The sequence below is a fragment of the Acinetobacter sp. H1(2024) genome, from assembly GCF_046557555.1.
GTDB classification, from domain to species: Bacteria; Pseudomonadota; Gammaproteobacteria; order Pseudomonadales; family Moraxellaceae; genus Acinetobacter; species Acinetobacter seifertii.
Genome location: NZ_JBKGFO010000001.1, coordinates 1,088,132 through 1,111,777 on the forward strand (window position 1 = coordinate 1,088,132; position 23,646 = coordinate 1,111,777).

At 38.9% G+C, this 23,646-nt stretch carries 21 protein-coding genes; 11 read left to right on the forward strand and 10 right to left on the reverse strand.

What is annotated here, in order from left to right:
• The first annotated feature begins 61 nt into the window (after positions 1-61).
• The 3 genes from alaS (at position 62) to csrA (ending at position 4,544) form a co-directional block, all read left to right on the forward strand.
• Positions 62-2,698 (forward strand): alanine--tRNA ligase, encoded by a 2,637-nt coding sequence (alaS, locus tag ACLCEG_RS05045; RefSeq protein WP_049063549.1) that lies wholly within the window; start codon positions 62-64, stop codon positions 2,696-2,698.
• Positions 2,699-2,763: 65 nt separating this feature from the next.
• Positions 2,764-4,044 (forward strand): aspartate kinase, encoded by a 1,281-nt coding sequence (locus tag ACLCEG_RS05050; protein WP_004702788.1) that lies wholly within the window; start codon positions 2,764-2,766, stop codon positions 4,042-4,044.
• A gap of 245 nt (positions 4,045-4,289) precedes the next feature.
• Positions 4,290-4,544 carry a carbon storage regulator CsrA gene (gene csrA / locus ACLCEG_RS05055; RefSeq protein ID WP_000906487.1) on the forward strand — a complete coding sequence of 85 codons (255 nt, stop codon included), beginning with the start codon at positions 4,290-4,292 and terminating at the stop codon, positions 4,542-4,544.
• 69 nt (positions 4,545-4,613) lie between these two features.
• On the opposite strand, the gene rnhB is transcribed toward csrA, so the two are convergent.
• Both rnhB and ACLCEG_RS05065 read right to left on the reverse strand, forming a co-directional pair.
• The gene (gene rnhB / locus ACLCEG_RS05060; protein WP_107973657.1) at positions 4,614-5,180 is read right to left on the reverse strand and encodes a ribonuclease HII; all 567 of its coding nucleotides are present in this window, start codon (positions 5,178-5,180) and stop codon (positions 4,614-4,616) included.
• A gap of 67 nt (positions 5,181-5,247) precedes the next feature.
• The gene (locus ACLCEG_RS05065) at positions 5,248-5,625 is read right to left on the reverse strand and encodes a hypothetical protein (protein WP_077166139.1); all 378 of its coding nucleotides are present in this window, start codon (positions 5,623-5,625) and stop codon (positions 5,248-5,250) included.
• 238 nt (positions 5,626-5,863) lie between these two features.
• Between ACLCEG_RS05065 and ACLCEG_RS05070 the strand changes: the two genes are divergently transcribed.
• Entirely contained in the window at positions 5,864-6,421 is a 558-nt protein-coding gene (locus ACLCEG_RS05070; RefSeq protein WP_086496971.1) for a cytochrome b, read from the forward strand.
• A gap of 43 nt (positions 6,422-6,464) precedes the next feature.
• Here ACLCEG_RS05070 and ACLCEG_RS05075 read toward each other — a convergent pair whose 3' ends face one another.
• The 6 genes from ACLCEG_RS05075 to ACLCEG_RS05100 form a co-directional block, all read right to left on the reverse strand.
• Positions 6,465-7,463: an adenosine deaminase gene (locus tag ACLCEG_RS05075; protein WP_410566332.1), complete on the reverse strand. Its 999-nt coding sequence runs from the start codon at positions 7,461-7,463 to the stop codon at positions 6,465-6,467.
• Positions 7,464-7,575: 112 nt separating this feature from the next.
• Positions 7,576-8,895: an NCS2 family permease gene (locus tag ACLCEG_RS05080; RefSeq protein WP_004702799.1), complete on the reverse strand. Its 1,320-nt coding sequence runs from the start codon at positions 8,893-8,895 to the stop codon at positions 7,576-7,578.
• A gap of 323 nt (positions 8,896-9,218) precedes the next feature.
• Complete coding sequence (locus ACLCEG_RS05085) at positions 9,219-9,446, reverse strand: hypothetical protein (RefSeq protein WP_004702801.1); 228 nt, start codon at positions 9,444-9,446, stop codon at positions 9,219-9,221.
• A gap of 368 nt (positions 9,447-9,814) precedes the next feature.
• On the reverse strand, positions 9,815-11,365 hold the full coding sequence (locus tag ACLCEG_RS05090; protein WP_343570138.1) for an NAD(P)/FAD-dependent oxidoreductase: 1,551 nt from the start codon (positions 11,363-11,365) through the stop codon (positions 9,815-9,817).
• Between the two features lie 23 nt (positions 11,366-11,388).
• On the reverse strand, positions 11,389-12,219 hold the full coding sequence (locus tag ACLCEG_RS05095) for an SDR family NAD(P)-dependent oxidoreductase (protein ID WP_004702805.1): 831 nt from the start codon (positions 12,217-12,219) through the stop codon (positions 11,389-11,391).
• Between the two features lie 65 nt (positions 12,220-12,284).
• Entirely contained in the window at positions 12,285-13,202 is a 918-nt protein-coding gene (locus ACLCEG_RS05100) for a metal-dependent hydrolase (protein ID WP_228156349.1), read from the reverse strand.
• Positions 13,203-13,759: 557 nt separating this feature from the next.
• Here ACLCEG_RS05100 and ACLCEG_RS05105 point away from each other — a divergent pair.
• A complete protein-coding gene (locus ACLCEG_RS05105; RefSeq protein ID WP_410566336.1) occupies positions 13,760-14,482 on the forward strand; it encodes a pirin family protein in 723 nt (240 codons plus the stop codon).
• Between the two features lie 59 nt (positions 14,483-14,541).
• Here the strand turns inward: ACLCEG_RS05105 and ACLCEG_RS05110 are convergent, their stop codons facing one another.
• Positions 14,542-15,165, reverse strand: a complete 624-nt coding sequence (locus ACLCEG_RS05110) for a TetR/AcrR family transcriptional regulator (RefSeq protein ID WP_002156858.1) — start codon at positions 15,163-15,165, stop codon at positions 14,542-14,544.
• A gap of 526 nt (positions 15,166-15,691) precedes the next feature.
• On the opposite strand from ACLCEG_RS05110, the gene ACLCEG_RS05115 reads away from it, so the two are divergent.
• The 4 genes from ACLCEG_RS05115 to ACLCEG_RS05130 all read left to right on the forward strand — a co-directional run bounded on the left by ACLCEG_RS05115 (position 15,692) and on the right by ACLCEG_RS05130 (position 20,080).
• Positions 15,692-16,651, forward strand: a complete 960-nt coding sequence (locus ACLCEG_RS05115; RefSeq protein ID WP_004702813.1) for a metal-dependent hydrolase — start codon at positions 15,692-15,694, stop codon at positions 16,649-16,651.
• Positions 16,652-16,713: 62 nt separating this feature from the next.
• Complete coding sequence (locus tag ACLCEG_RS05120; protein ID WP_004702815.1) at positions 16,714-17,547, forward strand: SDR family NAD(P)-dependent oxidoreductase; 834 nt, start codon at positions 16,714-16,716, stop codon at positions 17,545-17,547.
• Between the two features lie 22 nt (positions 17,548-17,569).
• Complete coding sequence (locus ACLCEG_RS05125) at positions 17,570-19,093, forward strand: flavin-containing monooxygenase (protein WP_410566339.1); 1,524 nt, start codon at positions 17,570-17,572, stop codon at positions 19,091-19,093.
• Between the two features lie 111 nt (positions 19,094-19,204).
• Complete coding sequence (locus tag ACLCEG_RS05130; protein WP_410566342.1) at positions 19,205-20,080, forward strand: class I SAM-dependent methyltransferase; 876 nt, start codon at positions 19,205-19,207, stop codon at positions 20,078-20,080.
• An 8-nt stretch (positions 20,081-20,088) separates the two neighbouring features.
• Here ACLCEG_RS05130 and ACLCEG_RS05135 read toward each other — a convergent pair whose 3' ends face one another.
• The gene (locus ACLCEG_RS05135) at positions 20,089-21,102 is read right to left on the reverse strand and encodes an AraC family transcriptional regulator (protein WP_410566345.1); all 1,014 of its coding nucleotides are present in this window, start codon (positions 21,100-21,102) and stop codon (positions 20,089-20,091) included.
• 133 nt (positions 21,103-21,235) lie between these two features.
• On the opposite strand from ACLCEG_RS05135, the gene ACLCEG_RS05140 reads away from it, so the two are divergent.
• Both ACLCEG_RS05140 and ACLCEG_RS05145 read left to right on the forward strand, forming a co-directional pair.
• Positions 21,236-22,723: a flavin-containing monooxygenase gene (locus ACLCEG_RS05140; RefSeq protein WP_410566348.1), complete on the forward strand. Its 1,488-nt coding sequence runs from the start codon at positions 21,236-21,238 to the stop codon at positions 22,721-22,723.
• 44 nt (positions 22,724-22,767) lie between these two features.
• The gene (locus ACLCEG_RS05145; protein WP_410566351.1) at positions 22,768-23,622 is read left to right on the forward strand and encodes an SDR family NAD(P)-dependent oxidoreductase; all 855 of its coding nucleotides are present in this window, start codon (positions 22,768-22,770) and stop codon (positions 23,620-23,622) included.
• The last annotated feature ends 24 nt before the right edge of the window (positions 23,623-23,646 follow it).

Here is a 23,646-nt window from a genome sequence, read left to right on the forward strand (position 1 = left end):
GTAGTGATGCTTTTAGCCAAATTCGAAAATATGGAGTGACTTGGTTGTGAGTACTCGTTTAATGACATCTGCTGAAATTCGTGAAGCATTTTTGCGCTACTTTGAAACGCAAGGGCATACACGTGTCGCGTCGAGTTCTCTTGTTCCTGCCAACGACCCAACTTTATTATTTACAAATGCTGGGATGAACCAGTTTAAAGACTGTTTTTTAGGTCTTGAGAAACGTGACTATGTACGTGCCACAACATCACAAAAATGTGTACGTGCAGGTGGTAAACATAACGATTTAGATAACGTCGGCTATACAGCTCGTCACCATACATTCTTTGAAATGTTAGGTAACTTCTCATTTGGTGACTATTTCAAACGTGATGCACTTAATTTTGCTTGGGAATTTTTAACCAGCGAACAATGGCTTGCTTTACCGAAAGACCGCTTATATGTAACGGTTTATCACACCGATGACGAAGCTTACGACATCTGGAATAAAGAAATTGGTTTAGCACCAGAGCGTATTATCCGTATTGGTGATAACAAAGGCGAAAAATACGCTTCAGATAACTTCTGGGCAATGGGTGATACAGGTCCATGTGGTCCATGTTCTGAAATTTTCTTTGACCACGGTGACCACATTTGGGGTGGTTTACCTGGTTCTGCTGAAGAAGATGGCGACCGTTTCATTGAAATCTGGAACAACGTTTTCATGCAGTTTAACCGTACTGCTGATGGCGTGCTTCACCCTCTTCCAGCTCCATCTGTAGATACAGGTATGGGCTTAGAGCGTATTTCTGCTGTATTGCAACATGTTAATTCAAACTATGACATTGACCTGTTCCAACACTTATTAAAAGCTGCTGCAAACATTATTGGTATTGAAGACGAAGGGCAGCCTTCTTTACGTGTTGTTGCAGACCATGCACGTTCTTGCTGTTTCTTGATTGCTGATGGTGTAAACCCAAGCAATGAAGGCCGTGGCTATGTACTTCGCCGTATTATCCGTCGTGCTGTGCGTCATGGTAACAAGCTTGGTGCAACTGGTACGTTCTTCTACAAAATGTTGCAACCTTTAATTGAAGTTATGGGTGATGCATACCCAGAACTTGCAGCACGTAAAGACGTGATTGAAGCAACTTTAATTCGTGAAGAAGAACAGTTTGCTAAAACACTTGAGCAAGGTTTAAAACTACTTGAAGGTGAACTTGCTCAGTTAAAAGACAAAACTATTCCTGGTGCGACTGTATTTAAACTTTACGACACTTACGGCTTCCCAACAGACTTAACGGCTGATATTGCACGTGAACGTGGCTTTATTATTGATGAAGCTGGTTTTGAAGTTGAAATGGCTGCACAGCGTCAACGTGCACGTGATGCTGGTAAGTTTGCAGTTGACTATAACAACATTGTAAAAGTTGAAGGTGAAACTCAATTCGACGGTTACATTAACACCACTGGTCAAGGTGAAATTGTAGCGATCTATAAAGATGGCGTACAAGTTGATGAAGTTTCTGAAGGTGACGAGGCACTAATCGTTTTAAACCAAACTCCTTTCTATGCAGAAAGTGGTGGTCAGATTGGTGATACAGGTATCTTCAAAAACGAAACTGGTATTTTTGAAGTTCAAGACACCAAAAAGTCAGGCGGTGCTTTTGTTCATCAAGGTATTGTGACTGTTGGTAACCTCAAAGCAAATCAAAATGTAGAAGCGATTGTTAAAGCAGACATTCGTGAAGCTACTGCGCGCAACCATTCAGCAACTCACTTGTTACATGCTGCCCTTCGTCAAATCTTAGGTTCACATGTACAACAAAAAGGTTCTTTAGTTGCAAGCGATATCTTACGTTTTGACTTTGCAAATGACCAACCTGTTTCATTTGAACAATTACAACAAGTTGAACGTCTCGTAAATGCTGAAGTTATTGCCAACACTCCAGTAACGACTGAACTTCTCGACATTGAAGCTGCGAAAGCAAAAGGCGCAATGATGTTGTTCGGTGAAAAATATGGTGATGAAGTACGTGTACTTTCTATGGGTTCAGTCATTGATGAGAAAAACTTCTCAATCGAACTTTGTGGTGGTATTCACGTAAAACGTACAGGTGATATTGGTTTATTCAAAATCACTTCTGAAGGTGGTGTAGCTGCTGGTGTACGTCGTATTGAAGCAGTGACTGGTACTAAAGCGTTAGAAGTGGTACAAAAAGCTGACAACGATATTCAGCACATTAATAGCTTACTAAAAGCACAGAAAGACCAAACTGTTGAGCGTGTACAGGCTAATGTAGAACTTGTTTCTGCATTACAAAAGCAGATTGAACAACTCAACCAGAAATTGGCAAACTTCCAAGCGGCTGACTTGATTGATCAGGTACAAACGATTGCTGATCGTCAAACGCTTATCACTACTGTTCAAGGTGTTGATGCAAAAGCGCTTCGCAACTTGCATGACAGTGTGAAATCAAAATTAGAGAATGCAGTGATTGTGTTAGCAGGTGTAGAGGGTGACAAGGTCAGCCTGCTTGCATCAGTCGCGTCGCAATACACTGCAAATCTAAAAGCAGGTGACATCATCAAACATCTAGCAACTGAGTTAGGTGGTAAAGGTGGTGGTAAACCTGACTTAGCACAAGGTGGCGCGCCACTTAACGAGAAGTTTGGACAAGTTATTGCAGCATTGCCTGCTTGGCTTGAACAAAAATAAGACTTCACTTTTTGTGTAACTGACCCTGAAAAGCCTCTCAGGGTCATGGCTTATATGGAACAACTATGGCATTAATCGTTCAAAAATATGGCGGTACTTCTATGGGTACCCCCGAGCGCATTTTAAATGTTGCTCGTCGTGTGAAGCGTTGGCATGATCACGGTCACAAGGTTGTTGTGGTCGTATCTGCAATGAGTGGTGAAACAAACCGCTTACTTGCCCTCGCTAAAGCCATTACCGAAACACCTGACCCACGTGAGTTAGACCAAATGGTTTCAACCGGTGAACAGGTGACGATTTCCATGTTAGCTATGGCACTTAATTCGATTGGTGTGGAAGCTAAATCCTATACCGGACGTCAAGTCGGTATTAAAACTGACAGTGCATTTACCAAGGCGCGTATCGAGTCTATTGATACAGATGTCATGACCAATGACCTAGATGCAGGCCGTGTTATTGTGGTTGCTGGTTTCCAAGGCTTTGATGCAAATGGAAATACTACAACACTAGGCCGAGGTGGTTCAGATACTTCTGGTGTTGCTCTTGCTGCTGCTTTAAAAGCTGACGAATGTCAGATCTATACCGATGTAGATGGCGTTTACACCACTGACCCTCGTGTTGCTCCTAAAGCCAAAAAAATCGACCGTATTTCTTTTGAAGAAATGCTAGAAATGGCATCATTAGGTTCTAAAGTTTTACAAATTCGCTCAGTAGAGTTTGCCGGGAAATATCAAGTTCCTTTACGTGTATTATCAAGCTTTGATAATGATAACGATGGCGTTTTTGACGACGAATTTAAAGAAAATGTAGGTACACTCATTACGACTGAGGCGGAAGACAATATGGAACAACCAATCATTGCAGGTATTGCTTTTAACCGTGACGAAGCAAAATTAACGATTTTAGGTGTGCCTGATGAACCAGGTATTGCTTCTAAAATCTTATCACCAGTAAGTGATGCCAATATCGAAGTCGATATGATAGTGCAAAATGTTGAAGAAGATGGCACAACAGATTTCACTTTCACTGTAAACCGCGTTGATTTAGCGAAAGCTGAAAAAATCTTAAACGAAACTGCTAAAAATATTGGCGCGCGTGAAGTTTCAACACGTGATGACATCGTTAAAGTATCTATCGTTGGTGTTGGTATGCGTTCACACGCAGGTGTAGCGAGCAAAATGTTCACTGCCCTTGCTGATGAAGGCATTAACATCCTTATGATTTCAACTTCTGAAATTAAAGTTTCTGTCATTATTGATGAGAAATATCTTGAACTTGCAGTTCGTTGCCTACATACCGCATTTGGTTTAGATCGCGAACATGGTGAAAGCAGCGCCCGCGCTTAATTTTACCAAACGGTCAAGAATTCATTAAAAAATGTTTACTTGTCCGACAATAATCAAAGAAAACACAGAGCCGCTATAGTTTTTTTTATAGCGGCTCTGTTATATTAAACGGAAAGTTTTTTGGCAGTGATTATCAAAATATGACTTTGTTCTCATATTTCTGTTAGAATCTGACTGAAAACTGAGGTTGAGCTTTTATTTGGGTACCAATATTGCAGTTTTAAGCGTTTAGCAAGGAGATAAACATGCTGATTCTGACCCGCCGTGTCGGGGAAACATTAATGATTGGGGATCAAGTCAGTGTTACTGTGCTTGGCGTCAAAGGAAACCAGGTTCGAATTGGTGTGAATGCGCCAAAAGAGGTTTCTGTTCATCGCGAAGAAATTTATCAACGTATTCAACATGAACGTGCAATGCATGAACACCTTCAACATCTTGATCAAGATTATCAAGTTTCATATGAAGATGATAATTATGCACAGAAAAACTTCAATCGTTAGTATGAAGTTATTCTCTCCCTAATTAAAGCGACTTTCTAGTCGCTTTAAATTTTTTGGGAGTATATAAATTTATAGTCCTAATGCACGTTTAACCGGTGCATAACTACGACGGTGTTGATCGATCACCCCGTGAGCTGCAATCGCTTCAAAGTGTGCTTTTGTTGGATAGCCTTTATGTTTGGCAAATCCAAATAATGGATACTGTTGATCTAATTCTGCCATTTGGCGATCACGTGCGACTTTTGCCAAGATACTGGCAGCACTAATTTCGGCGTGGCTCGCATCTCCACCAACAATTGCTTCACAAGGAATAATGATTCCTTTGGGAATTTGGTTGCCATCTACAATAACTTTTTCAGGCAGTGTTTTAAGGCCGTCCACTGCTCGCTTCATTGCTAGAAATGTTGCTTGTAGGATATTTAGCTCATCAATTTCTGCATGCGTCGCTTCCGCAATTGACCATGCTAAAGCTTTTTCCTGAATTTCAATAAACAACTTTTCACGTTTTTTTTCAGTTAATTTTTTAGAATCGTTTAGTCCTAAAATCGGATTTTCCGGATCTAAAATAACAGCTGCGGCAACAACCGACCCCACTAATGGGCCTCGCCCCGCCTCATCTACGCCTGCAACGAACATGTATACTCCAATGAAAAAAAGAGGCTGATCAATATGAATCAGCCTTCTTTAAAACTTAAATTATTAATTACTTTTGTAAAGCTTCAGCCACGCAAGCATTTACAGTATTAGAAACGACTTGGGTTACTATTGTTGCACGTGCAGCTGGGTCAAGTGCAGCAGTAGCCAAATCAACTGCAGTAACACTGTTTGGTGCCTTTTCACTTACGCAGCCACAAACATTAGTTTGAATACTATCACGTTGTTCAGCCGTCATAAGCTTTGTTGCTGTTTTCCATGCAGGAACATTATTAATTTCTGTAATACATTTTGCATTTACAGCAACTTTCAATGCAGTCATACCTAACTGTTGAGTTGTAGTTTCTGCAGAACCTGTACCAGGAGTTGTTGCACATGCAGTTAAAGCCAAAACAACTGGTGCCACAGCAAGCATCAATTTTTTCATCATTTTTCCTTTGATCGAACGTAAGCAGCGCGTATTTTGCCTAAACTCGTGCTTAGAAGAAACAAATAAATTGATGCATTTATGCAATCTAATTTTCCTACACTCCAGTTTGATTTAATCATGTGCTTCAGCTAAAGCGTTCTGTTTATAGTACGCTCCGTTACGAGAACAACATTTCTCAAAAATACTGCTTTACCATAAAATCTAGCGCTAAAATGACAAAAAATTAGGGTCTTTTATGCCTGCCTCATCCTCTCAATACTACACCCGCACTGCACAGATTTTGCATTGGGTTATGGCAATCATTTTCATTACGGCTTGGGTGATTGGTTTCTACAGTGGAAATTTTTTAAGTTATGATACTGATGGCAGCTTTAAAGGTGATGTCATTACACTGCATAAAAACATCGCCACAACCATTATCTTTCTAGTGGTTATTCGCCTTTTCTGGCGTTACACCCATCCAGCCCCAAAGTTGCCTGACACCATGTCGCCAACAATGAAAACTTTGGCTCACATTGGGCATTTATTACTCTATGTGATTTTAGTAGCGTTACCTATTACTGGTTGCTTATTTAGCTGGAGTGCTGGTCACCCTGCACCAGTTTTATATTTATTTAATATTCCACGCTTAGTACAAGACAACCCTGAGTTATTAGCGATTGTTAAACCATTACATATTTATATTTCATGGTTTGCAGGTTTGCTTATTGTTGGACATGTTCTGGCAGCTTTAAAACATCACTTTGTGGATAAAGACAATGTTTTAAACAGCATGACCAAACAACCTAAATAACTTCAATGTTAAAAAAACCGCCTATTAAAGGCGGTTTTTTTATTTAGATTTTTTGGATTTCTGAAATCCACTTTTGTTTTTCTTCATCTGAAATGAAAGAAGCTTCAAAAGAGTTAATTGCGAGTTGCTTCAACTCATCATTACTTAAATCTAAGGCTTGCTGAATAGCAACGAAGTTATCATTCATATATCCCCCAAAATATGAAGGATCATCCGAGTTAACAGTCACGTGTACGCCTTTTTGCAACAGACGACGGATATTGTGATCTTTCATATCCTTAACAACACATAGCTTTAAGTTACTTAAAGGGCAAACGGTTAATGGCATTTTTTCATTAATTAAACGAGCCATTAATTGTTCGTCTTCTTCAGAACGCACGCCGTGGTCAATACGGTTTACTTTAAGCAAGTCCAAAGCTTCCCACACATATTCAGGTGGGCCTTCTTCGCCTGCGTGAGCCACGATTAAGAAGCCTTCTTCACGTGCCTTAGCAAAAACACGTTCAAATTTAGCTGGTGGATGACCTACTTCACTTGAGTCAAGCCCTACGGCAATAATGTCTTCTTTAAACGGTAAAGCTTGCTCAAGCGTTTCAAATGCAGCTTCTTCGCTTAAATGACGCAAGAAACACATAATGAGCTGAGAGCTAATACCAAATTTAGCTTTTGCATCAGCACATGCACGTTTAAGCCCATTGATTATTGTCGCAAAAGTAACACCACGGTCAGTATGGGTTTGCGGGTCAAAGAACATTTCTGTATGAACGACACGATCTTCTGCACATTTCTCAAAATATGACCATGCTAAATCATAAAAATCTTGCTCATGAACAAGAACATTTGCACCAGCATAATAAATATCTAGAAATGATTGAAGATTATGAAAGTTATAAGCTTGCTTTACTTCTTCAACAGATTTGTAAGGAATCTGAATCTGATTACGCTGTGCAATAGCAAACATTAATTCAGGTTCAAATGTCCCTTCAATATGCACATGCAACTCGGCTTTTGGTAAGGCCTGAATCAGCTCGACTTGATTCATATTAACTCCACATCTAAAGAAAAAAAGGGTGTGGTAACACACCCTTCAATAACTTCCTTCTTATATAACGATTACGAAATATAGTTCTAGAAGGAAATTATAAAAAATCGTATTAACCGCCAAAAGCGATAAATTTAAATACCCAAAGAGCAGCAATAATCCACACCATGTATGGAACAGTTTTTGCCTTACCTGTGAATAATTTAACTAATGCATAGCTAATAAAGCCCATTGCAATACCATCTGCAATTGAGTACGCGAATGGCATAAATACAATCGTTAAAAAGGCTGGAACAGCTTCTGTAATATCATCCCAATCAATGTGCGTGATCCCTTGGATCATAAGTACACCGATAAATAATAAAGCTGGGGCTGTTGCAAAACCTGGCACAGATTGAGCAAGAGGAGCTAAAAATAAACAGCAGATAAATAAAACAGCGACAACGACTGCAGTTAAACCAGTACGTCCACCTGCTGCTACACCTGAAGCTGATTCGATATATGGCGTAGTTGATGAAGTACCCAATGCAGCACCAGCAACAATAGCCGTAGAGTCAGCAAATAATGCTTTTTTCAAACGTGGTAATTTACCATCTTTTAAAAGCCCTGCGCGGTGTGAAACACCAACCAAAGTACCCGTACTGTCAAACAAGTCAACAATGAAGAATACGAAGATGACACCGACCATACTTGCAGTAAACAGGCCTTTAAAGTCCATTTGCATGAATGTTGGTGCAATTGAAGGGATTTGACCTACTACACCTTTAAATTGATTCAAGCCTAAAGCGGTCGCAATTGCTGTAACGACTAAAATACTAATAATGATGGCACCGCGAACTTTAAGCTGATGTAAAACTACAATCAGTAAAAATCCAAATAAAGCCAACAACACTGTAGGTTGTTTAATATCACCCAAACCTACCAATGTCGCTTGATTGGCAACAATAATGCCGGCATTTTTTAGCGCAATAAGTGCAAGGAATAAACCAATACCCCCGCCTATCGCAAATTTAAGCGACATTGGAATTGCATTGACAATCGCTTCACGAACTTTAAAAAAGCTAATAGCAAGAAAGACAATTCCTGAAACAAAAACAGCTGCTAAAGCCGTCTGCCATGGCACTCCCATGCCCATACATACCGAATAGGTAAAATAAGCGTTAAGCCCCATGCCCGGTGCCAATGCAATTGGATAATTGGCAATAATACCCATCACTAAACAACCGATTGCTGCCGCCAAACAGGTTGCAACGAATACGGCGCCATGATCCATGCCGGTTTCAGATAAAATGAGTGGATTGACAATGATGATGTAACACATCGTTAAAAACGTAGTTACACCAGCAAGAACTTCTGTTCGAAACGTGGTTTTATTGTCGCTTAACTTAAATAAACGCTCTAACCAGCCTGCCGAAGAATTGGGCGCCGCCATAAGTAGCCTCTATGCAAAATCTGAGCTGTGGAATATGTACTTCTATGTAGGTATCTGAGCAATCTTGTTTTTCTGATCAGATCTCTAAACAAAAACCTCAAATAGATGAAGCAACAAATATGCCACTCATTTGAATTTTGATTTCATACATAGAAAATAGACACAGCCCCTCTTGAAACACAAAAAAGCTGCATAACCCCTATGCAGCTTTTTTACTATACGTTAAATAAGTTTAACAGATTCAATCGCAACATGATCAAAATTTATGAAAAGATATGACCAATGACAGTCTTTTTTAAAGCAAGTTACAACAACAGTTTTGACTAGAAAAAAACTTTTTTATCACTGAGATAGTTTTGCAAAGTATAAGAAGCTAAATTGCTATGACTAACACGGTTAGGATTTCGCTCAATCGTTTGCAAGTTTTTTTCTGCTTCTTGAATAATTCGCATAAGTTCTTGGTGTTTTTTATTTTGGCTATCTAAATACGCCCAATACCCTAATACAAACACGATACTCACACACAACACTATTAATACTTTATTGATCATTATTATTATCTCTATGTTTTTAATGTTAATGATCTTAACAAAAAATAACCAGTTTGTGAATACTTTCACATTTATTTACAATAATTACCAATCACTCAAGCTATTGATATAAAAAATGTTTTCTAATTTACAATTTTAAAAAATCTTAAAAAAGAAACTTTTCACTTAAAAATTCATTTTTAAAAATCACTATATTTTTTTATTAAAAACTTATATACACTGCTTTCCCTCTTTTATTTTTAAGTATATTTAAATTTATTTTTCAATTTAACTTCACTATATTATTGATTGAATTTTAATTTATTTATTCAATTCCCAAATAATAAAAAGCCCATTTCAATCAATCAAAATGGGCTTTTATAAATTAATTAACCGACAATTTCTTCAACTTTAGGTTTTGCCTTTATCAAATCAGCCTCATACACCACTTCATATTCTTCTAACTTTAAATGTTTTAAACGTTGTCTAAGTTTTTTCAAAGACCATGGCCATGCGGCAAAATTACGGCCATTAGCATCGAGATAGTAACTTTTACATCCGCCACTATTAAATACAGTGGTTTGCAGATGTTTTTGTACAAGCTCATTATGCTTTTTAATCACTTCTGACTTAACGGAAAGTTTAGCAATCCCCTTTGCCTTCATTTGTAGCAAACCATCAACAATATATTGCAGTTGTGCTTCAGCAAGACCAATAAAGGAGTCGTAAACCAACACATTAGGTCCTAGCATAAGAAATGCATTCGGCACATTTTCAATATTGGTACCTAAGTAAGCTTCTGGTGAAGAGTCTTTCCAAAGATCAGCCAAACATTGTCCTTGCTCATTGTGTACACGTTTACCAATTGGTGGATGAGACACTTCAAAACCCGTGCCCCAAATAATCACATCAACTTCGTGACGTTCACCATTGGCAGCAATAACAGTATTGCCTTCAACTTTAACCAGACCATGTGGAATAAGTGTAGTGTTAGATGCCTGTAACGCTGGATAGTAGTTATTGGCAAATAAAATACGTTTACAGCCAATATCAAAATTAGGTGTTACGTTTTGACGTAGAACCGGATCTTTAATTTGCAACTTTAATAGTTGTTTCGCAGCAAAATTGACAGGCTTTAAAGCTTTTGGATTGCGTAAGCCAAAATTAATGACATTTAAAGTACCCGCCACAGTCTGTCGCCAAGTGGCTTGAATTTTTGGATATTTCGCAATAATTGATTTACTCAACTCACCCAAGTCGGTATCTGGTTTTGGCAGTACCCAAGGTGCTGTACGTTGGAACACAAATAGCTCTTTTGCTTTAGGTTGAATCTGTGGCACAAACTGGATGGCAGATGCACCAGTACCAATCACGGCAATGCGTTTACCAGTTAAGTCATAATCATGGTTCCATTTCGCTGAATGGAACATTTCACCAGTAAAAGTATCTAAACCCTCAAGGCGTGGTATCTGAGCCTCAGTAATTGGACCAGTAGCAAATAGGACTGTTTTAGCGATATATAAACCAGAGCTTGTCTCGAGTTTCCAGACATTTTCTAGGCTATCCCATTCTGCTTTTAATAGTTCAGTATTAAATTCAATTAAGGATTCAATATCAAACTCACGGCTTACATCTTCTAAGTAACTTAAGATTTCCGGTTGGCGTGCAAATAAGTGACTCCATTTTGCACTTGGCGCAAAGGAGTAAGAATAAAGCGATGATGGAACATCACAACCACAACCCGGATACGTGTTTTCACGCCAAGTACCACCGACGCGGCCCGCTTTCTCAATAATTTTAAAATTGGTTAAGCCTGCTTCGTTTAGCTTAATTGCTGCAGCTAAACCAGAAATACCTGCACCGACAATAAAAGTGTCATAAACATGTGCAACTTCTTGGGTTTTACGTGTGCGTGTATTTGTTCTAGGTTTAGTGACCATAATTTTTCTGCCTATACAAAATTTTATTTAAATAACTGATACGAAAGCCCAAGGAACTTTGCATATAGCGTTGGAGACGTTCTTTTCATAAGCCAGAATAATTTGGCGTCGATCTGTGGCGTGGTATAGAGCTGCCCTCGATCTAATCGGTTCAATGTTAACGTTGCAACTGCATCACTGGTGGTCATGGCATAATTCATGAGTGCATGATCAGCTAGTTTTGAATAGCGCCCTGGAATACGACCATTTTTAATGATATTGGTCGGAACCAAAGTCGGGCACAGCACATTCACTTTAATATTGAATTTGCGAAGCTCAGCTGAAAGGGTTTCTGATAATGCCAATACACCCGCTTTCGTTACGTTATAGACACTCATTTCTGGTGCTGCAGTATAAGACGCGGCAGAAGCGACATTAATAATTGCGCCATAACCTAATTTTTTGAGCTTTGGCACAAATGCATGACAACCATGAATAACACCCCATAGGTTTACGTGCATACACCACTTCCAGTCTTCCAAACTCATTTCATCAAATTTGCCGCCTAGACCTACGCCAGCATTATTAATAATCAGTGTTACCGGATGCTCTAATAATTGCTCTGCTTGATCAGCCAAAACCTGTACTTGTTCTGCTTGTCCAACATCGCACTTGACTGCAAAAGCTTTTTGTCCAAGCTGTTCAACTAACTTTACGGTTTCTTCTGCAGCTTCTAAATTAATATCTGCACATACCACGTTGCCACCGCGTTTTGCCAATTCAAGTGCAAAGCTACGGCCAATTCCACTACCTGCCCCTGTCACAACAGCATATGCGTTTCTGCTAGGCTGGTCTTTCTTACCAAATAGAATCATAGTAAATCCTAAAAAATTTTAGGGAGACGACAGTAATTTGGGTATTACTGCCGTGACCAACAGCCTTATGAAACTGCACGAACTGGTGGAGTAAATTCCTTCACAAAGTAAGGTGCAATTGCACCGCCCTCGTTAAGTAATTTCTTTTTGTAGTACTCAAGGTATTGAGTTGTGTCATGATCATTTGGATGAAAGCTTGGACGTAAATAATCCAGAATCTGGCCAACGGTGCTACCGAATACGCCATCTTTTGGACTAAAAATTAAGTTGACGCCACGACGTGCATCTTTCCAGAATTTTCTGGTCAGCATTTCTTGTGGCTTACGCAGTACAGGCACAAATAATGTTGCCGTTGGAATAAGCCCTAAAATGGTAATGAAAGCCATTAGAAAACCGGTTGCACGCAATGGATAGTTACCGTTTAAAACCTGATAGACATCATAAGCAATATCTTTGTGCTCAGACTCTTCAAGCATATGCCACATCCATAATGCTCGGCTTTTCGCATCGTCGGTATAATAAAAGTTCTTTTCATGCTTCATCATGTATTCAGCGAGAACTGCCGTAAAGTGCTCAATGCCTGCCATAAGTGAAAGCTTTAATGGCTGTGGGAATTTTAAAAACACATATTTAAAGAAGTTTTCACCTAAGAAACGATATAAATCGACCGGATATTCCAGCTCTTTGATTGCATCATTGAATTCATTATGCAATTTTGAATGGATGGCCTCTTGACCAATAAGTGAAGTAACACGCTGTTTTAAAACTGGGTCTTGAATAAATTCACGGTGGTGGCGAGCAGTTTCGATGACAAGATCTTCACCATAAGTCAAAAAAACCGAAAGCGTTGCAAAGAACAAAGTTGCAAACTGATTGTTGACGTAAAACTCGATATCAATTTCTTTGCCATCAAATCCGATATTTAGATGGCGGATTGGGATAGATCCTTTATTTGAAAAATCTATCTTTTGATACTGAGCCATAACTGATTTAGGAGAAATAATATTTCGGATAGCTTGAGCGACCATTTTTTGACACCCTATAAAATTTGTTAAATACAAGGCAGCGTCGAATCAAACAGGTAAAGTTGTCTTTAAATTATTTCTTGCAATCTTTAACTGCTCTAGAACAAAAATTTGCTCGAAAACATCTGCCTTGCCATGTTTTATGAACTTAAGCGAGGTTAAATTCACCAAATCAGGTTAAATAGTGCGCTTGATGCATTACTCGAACAAGGACAAAAAAAGCCAACCAACATTGAAACTTTTTGCCAATTTAAATATTTTTTGATTATTTTAAACGACTTATATAAGCTAATATTATTCATAAAGATTTAAATAAAGGACACTTGTCCTAAAATGATAAAAAGATGGCTTAAAAAGATAATAAATGAAACATTATGCCTATTTTTTATAGTATATCATTTTAATACTTCAGCGTTCCAAAAATCACACCAAGCTTTCTGTTTTTAGAGCTTCATTGCATAAATAAAAACGATAAACTGCATTCAGAGAAAAAAATTGAATGAGGATAATAAATCATGTTTGATATGCGTTTATCTCATGAGCGTGGTGCAGCACATCATGGCTGGTTACGGTCAAAACACACGTTTTCATTTGCAAATTATTGGGACCCGAAACAAGTAGGCTTTTCAGATTTGCTTGTGATTAATGATGATACTGTTGCTCCATCGAAAGGTTTTGGTACTCACCCTCACCGCAATATGGAAATTATTTCTTATGTGCTTGAAGGTGCGTTAGAACATAAAGATTCAATGGGTACAGGTTCGGTGATTGTGCCTGGTGATATTCAATTAATGAGCGCAGGTCGTGGTGTTGCTCATAGTGAATTTAACCACTCTGCACAAGAAAACGTGCACTTCTTGCAAATTTGGGTTGTTCCAAACGAAGTGAACACCACACCGGGCTATCAACAATTGCATATTTCCGAGGAAGACAAACGCGGTAAATTGCATTTGATGATTTCACCAACAGGTGGCGAAAAAACTTTGTCGATCAAACAAGACATTAATATTTATTCAGGTCTTTTTGACGGCGAAGAAACAGCAGAATTTGCAATTCCAGAAGGACGCTATGTTTACCTACATGTGGCAAAAGGCCGTATTGATGTAAACGGTCAAACCTTTACCACAGGTGATGCTGCGCGAATTCGTGATGGAGGCAAGTTATCATTTACTAATGGTGATAATGCTGAAATTCTGATTTTTGATATGCGTCCGGAAGAAGTTCCAACCATGCCATAATCAACAAAACACCTGCATAGATATATGCAGGTGTTTTTTTATATATTAAAAATTAAAAACTATGAATGGTCTTCCGAGCGTGCCATTTCTGTATTGATATAGCTCATAATCATAGTTGTTAACCCTTGCACCATTTCATCAAAACTAATAAATGGGTTAGGTAAAATAAGATGCCTTGCTACGTTAAAAATACCACTATTTATACAAATGTAAGTAATGACAGGTAAGTTATTAATTTTTAAATATTTAGGATTATGCATCATATATTTCATGATGACTTCCATTAAAGCCTGTTCAATTTTTGGAATATATTTGTCGTATTGCAACTCACCTGCATAACGTAAAACGGTTAAGTAACGGTCATTATTTTTCTTTAATAAATCACTAAATGTATAAAAGATCATTTCGATAACAGGCTCTAACTCCAACTCTAGAATTGTAGGAGTTAACTCTTTAATCATGTCGAGAATTTCACTCACAAAGTAATGATTCATCGCATCATAGATTTCTTCTTTATTTTTAAAATACTCATAAAGTGACCCAACACTCACCCCTGCAATTTCTGCAATATGACGTGTAGTGGTACCACTTGGTCCATGCAATGCTACGGCAATAAAACCTGCTTCAATAATAGTATCAACAGTGACTTTGGCTCGTGCCTGACGGGGTTTTCGCGTAGACATATTTTCTTATAAATAATCCGAACATAAGCTCAGGTTAGCATGTAATTTAGCCCTACCCTAATAAAAAAACAAAATCCGAATACTTGTCAAACTTCATGACACAATTTCTTTAGAGGTATGGCAAAACATAGTTATGAGTTCTTTTATTATTAGGAAATCACTTTTAAAGGAAAATAAAATATTAAAATAAAAATCAATGTATTAATAAAATTGTAAACTAATTTTTTATTTTATTTATACATTAGATTTGAGCTTAAATAAATTGAAAAGTTACCCGAATTGAATCCGAACATAAACTCAGATTAACATGAAAAAATCTAAAAAGAGGTTGATTCATTTTATCAAATTCGCCTCTTTTTCCGTTATTCAGTCAAATAATCAAACAAATAACGGAGCAACATCACCGTACTCAGTAAGCAGAGAAAACTGCTTTTTGAAAATGGAATTTACAGTGCCCTGTTGGAAATCAAAGCTTTTTGGTTTTCAGCAATATCGCACTATCACTGATTGATCTGAAGGTGTCGCCATGATCTCGACCACAGTTAAAAAATCACTAAACAAAATTAAATTTTACCGTGAAATCGAGTTACCAGATTTTGCCAGTAAAAAATCTATCCCAATCCGTCATTTAAATATTGGTTTTGATGGAAAGGAAATTGATGTCAGATTCTATATGGACAATCAATTTGCGACGATTTTTTTTGCTACGCTTTCAGTATTTCTAACCTATGGTGAAGATTTGGTGATTGAAACTGCTCGTCACCACCGCGAATTTATTCAAGACCCCGTGTTAAAGCAACGCGTTACCTCCCTCATTGGTCAAGAAGCCATCCATTCAAAATTGCACAATGAATATAACGATGCGCTTAAAGATGTTGAGTACCCTGTCGATTTATATCGTTTCTTGGGCGAGAACTTCTTCAAATATGTGTTTTTAAAATTCCCGCAACCACTGAAATTATCGATGATGGCTGGTATTGAGCATTTTACGGCTGTACTTGCTGAATACATGATGAAGCACGAGAAGAACTTTTACTATTCGGACGATGCGAAAAGCCGTGCGTTATGGATGTGGCATATGCTTGAAGAATCCGAGCATAAAGATATTGCCTACGATGTTTATCAATTACTCAATGGTAGCTACCCACTACGAGCTTCTGGTTTCTTCTTAGCTTTGTTCACTATTTTAGGTCTAATTCCTGCTACTACCTTGTTTATTCCTGTTTTAAGAAAGCCACAGGAAATGTTAACTAGAAAGTTCTGGAAAGACGCGCGCCGAGGTGTAGGGCTTATTTTTGGTCCAAAAGATGGCGTATTTGGTAGCACCATTGGTCAAATTCTTGACTACTTACGCCCAGACTTTCATCCAAATGATCATGATACGACTGAATATCTAGAATATTACAAAAACAAATTACTAAGCGAAGGCGGTGCAATTGCACCTTACTTTGTGAAGGAATTTACCCCTCCTGTACGCATGTCTTAATTGGCTTGTAACCAGTCACTACTCAATGGCTGGTTTTCCTTAAATCTATTTCGGGATGAATCATGATTTTATTTGGCAAAAAGAGAGTTAAACCAAGCCAAAAAGCTTATGCCGTCGTGACGGGTGCAGGTAGCGGAATTGGTCGGAGTTTTGCAATTGAACTGGCAAAACGTGGTGGTAGCGTAGTGTGTGCAGATATTAATTTAGAAGCCGCAGAAGAAACCGTAAAGCTTCTTGAACAAGAAGGCGCAAAAGCTTTTGCTATGCGTTGTGATGTGGGTAATGCAGAACAAGTAAATCATTTAGCTGAAACTGCTGAAATTTTACTTGGGCACCCTGTAACTCTTGTCATTAATAATGCAGGAGTGGGTTTGGGTGGCAAGTTTGACGAACTCAGTCTAGAAGACTGGAACTGGGTCATGAATATTAACCTTTGGGGTGTTATTCATGGTTGTCATGCTTTTGTACCAAAGTTCAAAAAGTTAGGTTACGGCGCGATTATTAATGTGGCTTCGGCGGCTTCTTACACTGCTGCTCCAGAAATGACCGCGTATAACGTAACTAAAGCGGGTGTACGTGCGCTATCTGAAACACTTTCGGCCGAACTGCGTAAGTTTAATATTAAAGTCAATGTACTCTGCCCGACTTTGGTTCCTACCAATATCATTAAAAATGGTCGTATTCCGGGTCGTTATTCGAAGCTTGCAGACCATGCACTTATGAACTATGCACTCACTACAAGTGATGACGTCGCCAAACTCACTCTTAACCGTCTTGATCAGGATGAGTTGTATACCATTCCTCAAATTGACGCGAAGTTATTCTGGCTCATGAAACGTGCATCTCCAAGCTTGTATACCAAGTTCCTTGGTACGTCTTACAAATTATTTAAATAAGAAATTTATAGGTAGTACACATATGACTGCTCAAATGAAAACAAATGCATCAGCAAAAAAAGCTGTCAATTCACCTCAGCATATTTTCGATACTTTTATTGTGGGCGCTGGCATTTCAGGTATTGCAACAGCGATTCGTCTCGACCAAGTTGGCTATACCAACTACAAAATTATTGAAAAAGCAGGACGTGTAGGTGGTACTTGGCGTGAAAATACCTACCCAGGTTGTGGCTGTGATGTACCTTCAGCTCTGTATTCTTACTCGTTTGCCCCAAGTGCAAAATGGAGCCATTTATTTGCACGCCAACCAGAAATCTTAAGTTACTTGGAAGACGTAAGTAACGAATTTAATGTTACATCTAAAATCGAGTTTAACAACGAGTTGCTTAACGCAGCGTGGGATGACTCACGTCATGTATGGGTACTTGATACCACTACTGGCCAATATTTATCTAAAACCGTTATTTTTGCCACAGGTCCAATTACCGAAGCTCAAATTCCACGTCTTGAAGGCTTAGAAACATTTACAGGTGAAATGTTCCATTCAGCGAAATGGAATCATGATTATGACTTAACTGGTAAACGTATTGCCGTGATTGGTACGGGTGCATCTGCCATCCAATTTGTGCCACAAATTCAACCCAAAGCAAAAGAGCTATTTGTGTTCCAACGTACAGCTCCTTGGGTGCTGCCAAAACCAGATACTGACTTGGGCGAGTTGAGTAAATCCGTCATTGCAAAATATCCATCTATTCAAGCGAGCTGGCGTAAAAGTGTAGCGCTAACGCTAAATGCAATTAACTTTGGTTTACGTAACCCACTTGCTCTAAAACCAGTCAATGTACTCGGCAAGCAATTACTTAAACTTCAAATTACAGACCCTGAATTACGCAAAAACGTAACGCCTAATTTTGATATTGGCTGTAAACGTATTTTATTTGCCAATAACTACTACCCTGCACTACAAGCACCAAACACGACTCTAATTCCTCATGGTTTAGTAAAAGTTGAAGGCAATACTGTTATTGCTGCAAATGGTGAACGCCACGAAGTTGATGTGATTATTTGGGGTACAGGCTTTGAAGTATCTCACCCACCAATCGGTAAACGTGTGTTTAATGAAAAAGGACAACGTTTAAATGATTTATGGAAAAACACTTCACCAGAAGCTTACTTAGGAACCAACATTGAAAATGTACCAAATGCATTTTTAATTTTAGGGCCTAACGTACTGGTTTATGACTCTTTTATTGGTTTGGCAGAATCACAACTCGACTATATCGTAGATGGCTTATTGAAAATTAAAAATAAAGGAATTAGCAAGTTAAACGTTAAGTCAGATGTAATTAAAAAGCACAACGACTTGGTGCAAAAGCACTTACAAACAACGGTATTTAATAGCGGCGGATGTAAGAGTTATTACCTTGATGCCAACGGTCGCAACTTTGCTGCATGGCCATGGTCATTGAAAAAGCTAAAACAACGTTTGAAAAATCTAGATTTAAAAGATTATGAAGTCACATATCAAACGTCAAAAACACATTAACTTGTAATTTTGACCAAATCCGTTGTTAGGAATGAGCAGTGTATTTTTGTTTTTTATAAAATACACTGCTTTCTTCATTGAATCTTCAAGAAATAAAAGAACAGGTTAAAGATGAAAGAAGGTCAATCAAGCCGTACTGCCGAAGCTGCTGCAGCCTTACGCGCAAATCACTTTAAAAATACGACGAACCCTGTATTTTCAGATCCTTATGCTTTTGAACTAACCAGTAAAGGCTGGAAAAAACTGCTCTCTAACCCGCTGATTGTTAAAGTGATGAATTCTTCGGTTTTAAATCGTACTTTAGGTTTACTTACTGGGCAAGTGGTCGGACGTTCCCGTTATGCCGAAGATTTACTGCATCAGGCAGTTCAACACAATATTGAGCAATATGTTTTGGTTGGGGCGGGTCTAGACTCTTTTATACTACGTGAGTCACAGCATTATCCAACGTTAAAAATTTTTGAAGTCGATCATCCAGATACTCAAGCGACTAAACAAGCCAAGCTCAAAAAGCTAGGCAAACTCCCCTCCACGATTGAATTTGTTGCCATTAACTTTGAAAAAGAATCTATTTCAGAAGCTCTGACTAGAAGTGTCTATAATTCATGTGCTCCTGCATTTTTTTCATGGTTAGGCACAACTCATTATTTAAACCCGCAAACAACCCTGCAAACTTTAAAAAGTATTGCCGAATTTGCTACAAACGGTAGTGAACTAGTACTCGATTATTCAACTGATTTTCAGGAATTAAAGGGTATTGAGCGACTTGGAAGTATGGGCGTTGCACAGTTTACCCATTTACTGAAAGAACCTTTATTAGGCCAATTTAAACCCTCAGATTTGCATCAGGCCGTTGAAAAAATGGGTTTTGAAGTCGTAGAAGACCTATCTGGTGAAGCTATTACTGAACGTTATTTTTATAATCGTGTAGACAATATACGCCATACATCTGCAACACGCTTACTGCATCTACGTTTGAAGAAATAAAGATATTTTTATTGGTTGTTTAACCGCATGGCATGAGGTGTTTTCCCATGCCATCTTTTATAAGCATGAATAAAACTGGCAGGTTCTGCATAGCCTAGCCACTCAGCAATCTGTTCAACCGAAGTTTTCGGTAATGCCAAATACTGCTCTGCTAGAACTTGCCTTACTTCTTCACGTATCTGAATAAAAGTCATTTCCTCTAATGCCAAATGACGGCGTAAAGTACGAACATTTAAATGCAATCGGTCAGCGACTATTTCCATAGAAGGCATTTCCCCTCTCACATTCATAAGTTGCTGTTGCACCAAAGTTGTAAATTTATTTTGTGATTGGCGTTTCTCCAATATTTGACGGCACTGTTCTTCGGCTGTATGTAGCACCAAATCATTTGCCATAAGTAGCTTTTGATCGACTTTTTGTGGATCAAGAATTACAAAACTTTTAGCTGAGCCAAATGCTGGTATTACGCCAAATAAGTCTTGATAAGGCTGAACATCACCTTTGAGTTGGAAAGAAAAAGCCAAATACTGGCAAAAGTTATCCTGCACCAAATCTCGCTGTACCGTAATGAGCGCAGCGGCATCTCGTTCAATAATGAATTGACGTACTGAAGATGGAATATCTTGCTCATCAATTTCGATACGGATTCCTTGCGGTGTATCCAACACATCAAAGCGGGTAAAAGCAAAAGTTAAAGTAAAATAGGTTAAAGCCAAATCTAGTGCTTCACGAATGCTAGCACTACTCATCAGAGCCATACCTAATGGCCCAAATGTGGTGAAATGATAGCGTGTGCCTACTTCTAAGCCTAGTGTCGGTCTGTCTCCTAGTTGCTCAACCAAGTTTTGAATGAGCTGTAATTCCTGATGGCCTGTCACCACCATATTTGGGTCGAGTAATTGTTGTTGGCTAAGCCCAGTGCCTTTTAAAATCGTCTGATAAGAAATGCCTGATTCCACCGCAAAATCAGCCATTAACCGAACACTATGTACACTGCGTTCAAAAGCCCATGTATACTTCACTGTATTGCTCAGAATGTCCTCGAATCACAATATTTTGTCCTCATCCATCCTCTAAATCAAGTTAATAAACGTCTATTCTGCATACAGGAAATTGCGATTTTTCGCTCACTGTTTTTAAGGATTTAGAGCAGCCATGTTTAATTCGTCTACTAATTCAAATAAAAATGTACGCATCGCCATTATTGGCACTGGCTTTGGTGGCCTAGGACTTGCCATTCGTCTCAAACAAGCAGGTTTTGAACAATTTACTCTCTTTGAAAAAGCTGCCGATGTCGGCGGTGTCTGGCGTGACAATACGTATCCGGGCGCTGCATGTGATGTGCCTTCTCATCTGTATTCTTTTTCTTTTGAGCAAGAACTTGGCTGGAAAAATCGCTACGGAACCTCTCAAGAGATTTATCAATATTTACGCCATTGTGCGGAAAAATATGACATTCGTCCACATGTTCAATTTAATACTGAAATAGCCAGTGCCGAATTTGATGCCCTACAAGGTGTATGGCACATTCAAAGCATGACTGGCGAACAGTTTGAAGCTGAATTCTTAGTGGGCGCGGTAGGGCAACTCAACCGCCCTGCTTATCCAAAACTTAAAGGGATTGAAAACTTTAAAGGTAAGGCATTTCACTCAGCGCGTTGGGATCATGAGTATGACTTAACTGGCAAACGTGTTGCAGTGATTGGTACAGGTGCAAGCGCAATTCAGTTCGTACCTGAAATTGCCAAACAGGTAGCACATCTAGACATTTATCAACGCTCGGCACCGTATGTTATTCCTAAACCAGATCGGGTTTACCAACCTTTAGAGAAAAAAGCTTTCCGTAAACTGCCGATTTTGCAAAGTCTAGACCGTGCTTTGCAATATGGTCATCATGAAATTCGCCTACTTGCTTTTACAACTTCACTCAATGAAATGCCTTTGGTGGAATATTTATTCCAGCGCCACATTCGTAAAGTCGTTAAAGATGGAAAGTTGCGCCATCGCTTAATGCCGGATTACCCAATTGGCTGTAAACGTATTTTAATTTCTAACCATTGGTATGAAACGCTGACTCAGCCTCATGTCGATGTGATTAATAATGGCATTCAAGAAATTACCGAAAACGGCATTTTAGATACGGAAGGAAATCTGCGTGAAGTAGACACCATTATTTATGGTACGGGCTTTGCCGCAACAGAATTTATGGCACCCATGCAGATCAAAGGTCTTAATGGTCGCACCTTAAAAGATACTTGGAAAGATGGTGCAGAAGCTTATCTCGGTTTAACTGTAAGCGGCTTTCCAAACTTCTTTATGCTCTATGGTCCAAATACCAATCTTGGGCACAACTCAATTGTGTATATGATTGAAAGCCAAGTAAATTATATTTTAGATGCCATTCAAACAAACCTACAAAACAAACTTCTGTTCACCAATGTTCGTGCAGAGGTTCAACATGAGTTTAATCAAAGCATTCAAGAAAAAATGAAAAAAACGGTCTGGGCACAAGGTTGTACCAGTTGGTATCAAACTGCTGATGGCAAAAATACCAATAACTGGCCAGGTTTTACTCTTGAATATCGACAGCGGACTCGTCGCTTCGATGTTGAAAACTATACTCAGGTGTCGGCTATTTCTTAAACAAGCTTCACCATAGGAAATGAGAAAAATAAACGGAGAATTTTATGAAGTCTTTTAAAAATAAAGTCGCAGCTGTGACAGGTGCTGGCTCTGGTATTGGACAAGCACTTGCTATAGCACTCGCAAAACAAGGTTGCCATCTGGCACTTTCTGATATTAGTGAAGCCGGGTTAGCCAAAACAGTCGAGCTATTAGCACCCTATTCTGTCAACGTCACCACTCAAAAAGTTGATGTGGCTAAACGTGATGAGGTTGCAACTTGGACAAAGGCAGTGGTAGATGAGCATGGCCAAGTTAACCTGATTTTTAATAATGCTGGTGTCGCAATAGGGAGTACGGCTGAAGGTGTGAGCTATGAAGATCTTGAATGGCTGATTGGTATTAATTTTTGGGGCGTGATTTATGGCACCAAAGAGTTTTTGCCTTACTTAAAGCAAAGTGGTGATGGGCATATTATTAATATTTCTAGTATGTTTGGCTTAACAGCTCAACCAACACAAAGTGCTTATAACGCCAGTAAATTTGCCGTACGTGGCTTTACAGAGTCTCTACGTCAAGAACTTGATATGCAAAATGCTGGTGTGAGCGCGACTTGTGTGCATCCGGGTGGAATTCGTACCAATATTGCCAAAGCTGCCCGCATGAATAATAGTGTCCAGTCTTTAGGAATGGACCCTCTAAAAAGTCAGGATGCTTTCGATAAATTACTTCGCACCCCTGCTGACGATGCCGCTCAACAAATTTTAGAAGCTGTTCGTAAAGACCGTCGCCGCTTACTGATCGGAGCCGATGCGAAAGCGGTTGATGTGATTCAACGTATTCTTCCGCAGGGTTACCAAAAGATTTTTGCAACTGCGACTGCCTTGCAAACTCGCCTACTCAACAAATCAGCAAAATAAAAATAGTGGTCAGCATACTCTTCA

What these genes read in the sequence shown, in the direction of transcription:
- csrA (WP_000906487.1), top strand. Translation starts at nt 4,290, where the DNA reads ATGCTGATTCTGACCCGCCGTGTCGGGGAAACATTAATGATTGGGGAT.
- rnhB (WP_107973657.1), bottom strand. Translation starts at nt 5,180, where the DNA reads ATGTTCGTTGCAGGCGTAGATGAGGCGGGGCGAGGCCCATTAGTGGGG.
- ACLCEG_RS05140 (WP_410566348.1), top strand. Translation starts at nt 21,236, where the DNA reads ATGTTTAATTCGTCTACTAATTCAAATAAAAATGTACGCATCGCCATT.
- ACLCEG_RS05110 (WP_002156858.1), bottom strand. Translation starts at nt 15,165, where the DNA reads ATGTCTACGCGAAAACCCCGTCAGGCACGAGCCAAAGTCACTGTTGAT.
- ACLCEG_RS05130 (WP_410566342.1), top strand. Translation starts at nt 19,205, where the DNA reads ATGAAAGAAGGTCAATCAAGCCGTACTGCCGAAGCTGCTGCAGCCTTA.
- ACLCEG_RS05090 (WP_343570138.1), bottom strand. Translation starts at nt 11,365, where the DNA reads ATGGTCACTAAACCTAGAACAAATACACGCACACGTAAAACCCAAGAA.
- alaS (WP_049063549.1), top strand. Translation starts at nt 62, where the DNA reads ATGACATCTGCTGAAATTCGTGAAGCATTTTTGCGCTACTTTGAAACG.
- ACLCEG_RS05115 (WP_004702813.1), top strand. Translation starts at nt 15,692, where the DNA reads ATGATCTCGACCACAGTTAAAAAATCACTAAACAAAATTAAATTTTAC.
- ACLCEG_RS05085 (WP_004702801.1), bottom strand. Translation starts at nt 9,446, where the DNA reads ATGATCAATAAAGTATTAATAGTGTTGTGTGTGAGTATCGTGTTTGTA.
- ACLCEG_RS05050 (WP_004702788.1), top strand. Translation starts at nt 2,764, where the DNA reads ATGGCATTAATCGTTCAAAAATATGGCGGTACTTCTATGGGTACCCCC.
- ACLCEG_RS05145 (WP_410566351.1), top strand. Translation starts at nt 22,768, where the DNA reads ATGAAGTCTTTTAAAAATAAAGTCGCAGCTGTGACAGGTGCTGGCTCT.
- ACLCEG_RS05105 (WP_410566336.1), top strand. Translation starts at nt 13,760, where the DNA reads ATGTTTGATATGCGTTTATCTCATGAGCGTGGTGCAGCACATCATGGC.
- ACLCEG_RS05075 (WP_410566332.1), bottom strand. Translation starts at nt 7,463, where the DNA reads ATGAATCAAGTCGAGCTGATTCAGGCCTTACCAAAAGCCGAGTTGCAT.
- ACLCEG_RS05125 (WP_410566339.1), top strand. Translation starts at nt 17,570, where the DNA reads ATGACTGCTCAAATGAAAACAAATGCATCAGCAAAAAAAGCTGTCAAT.
- ACLCEG_RS05120 (WP_004702815.1), top strand. Translation starts at nt 16,714, where the DNA reads ATGATTTTATTTGGCAAAAAGAGAGTTAAACCAAGCCAAAAAGCTTAT.
- ACLCEG_RS05080 (WP_004702799.1), bottom strand. Translation starts at nt 8,895, where the DNA reads ATGGCGGCGCCCAATTCTTCGGCAGGCTGGTTAGAGCGTTTATTTAAG.
- ACLCEG_RS05095 (WP_004702805.1), bottom strand. Translation starts at nt 12,219, where the DNA reads ATGATTCTATTTGGTAAGAAAGACCAGCCTAGCAGAAACGCATATGCT.
- ACLCEG_RS05100 (WP_228156349.1), bottom strand. Translation starts at nt 13,202, where the DNA reads ATGGCTCAGTATCAAAAGATAGATTTTTCAAATAAAGGATCTATCCCA.
- ACLCEG_RS05070 (WP_086496971.1), top strand. Translation starts at nt 5,864, where the DNA reads ATGCCTGCCTCATCCTCTCAATACTACACCCGCACTGCACAGATTTTG.
- ACLCEG_RS05065 (WP_077166139.1), bottom strand. Translation starts at nt 5,625, where the DNA reads ATGAAAAAATTGATGCTTGCTGTGGCACCAGTTGTTTTGGCTTTAACT.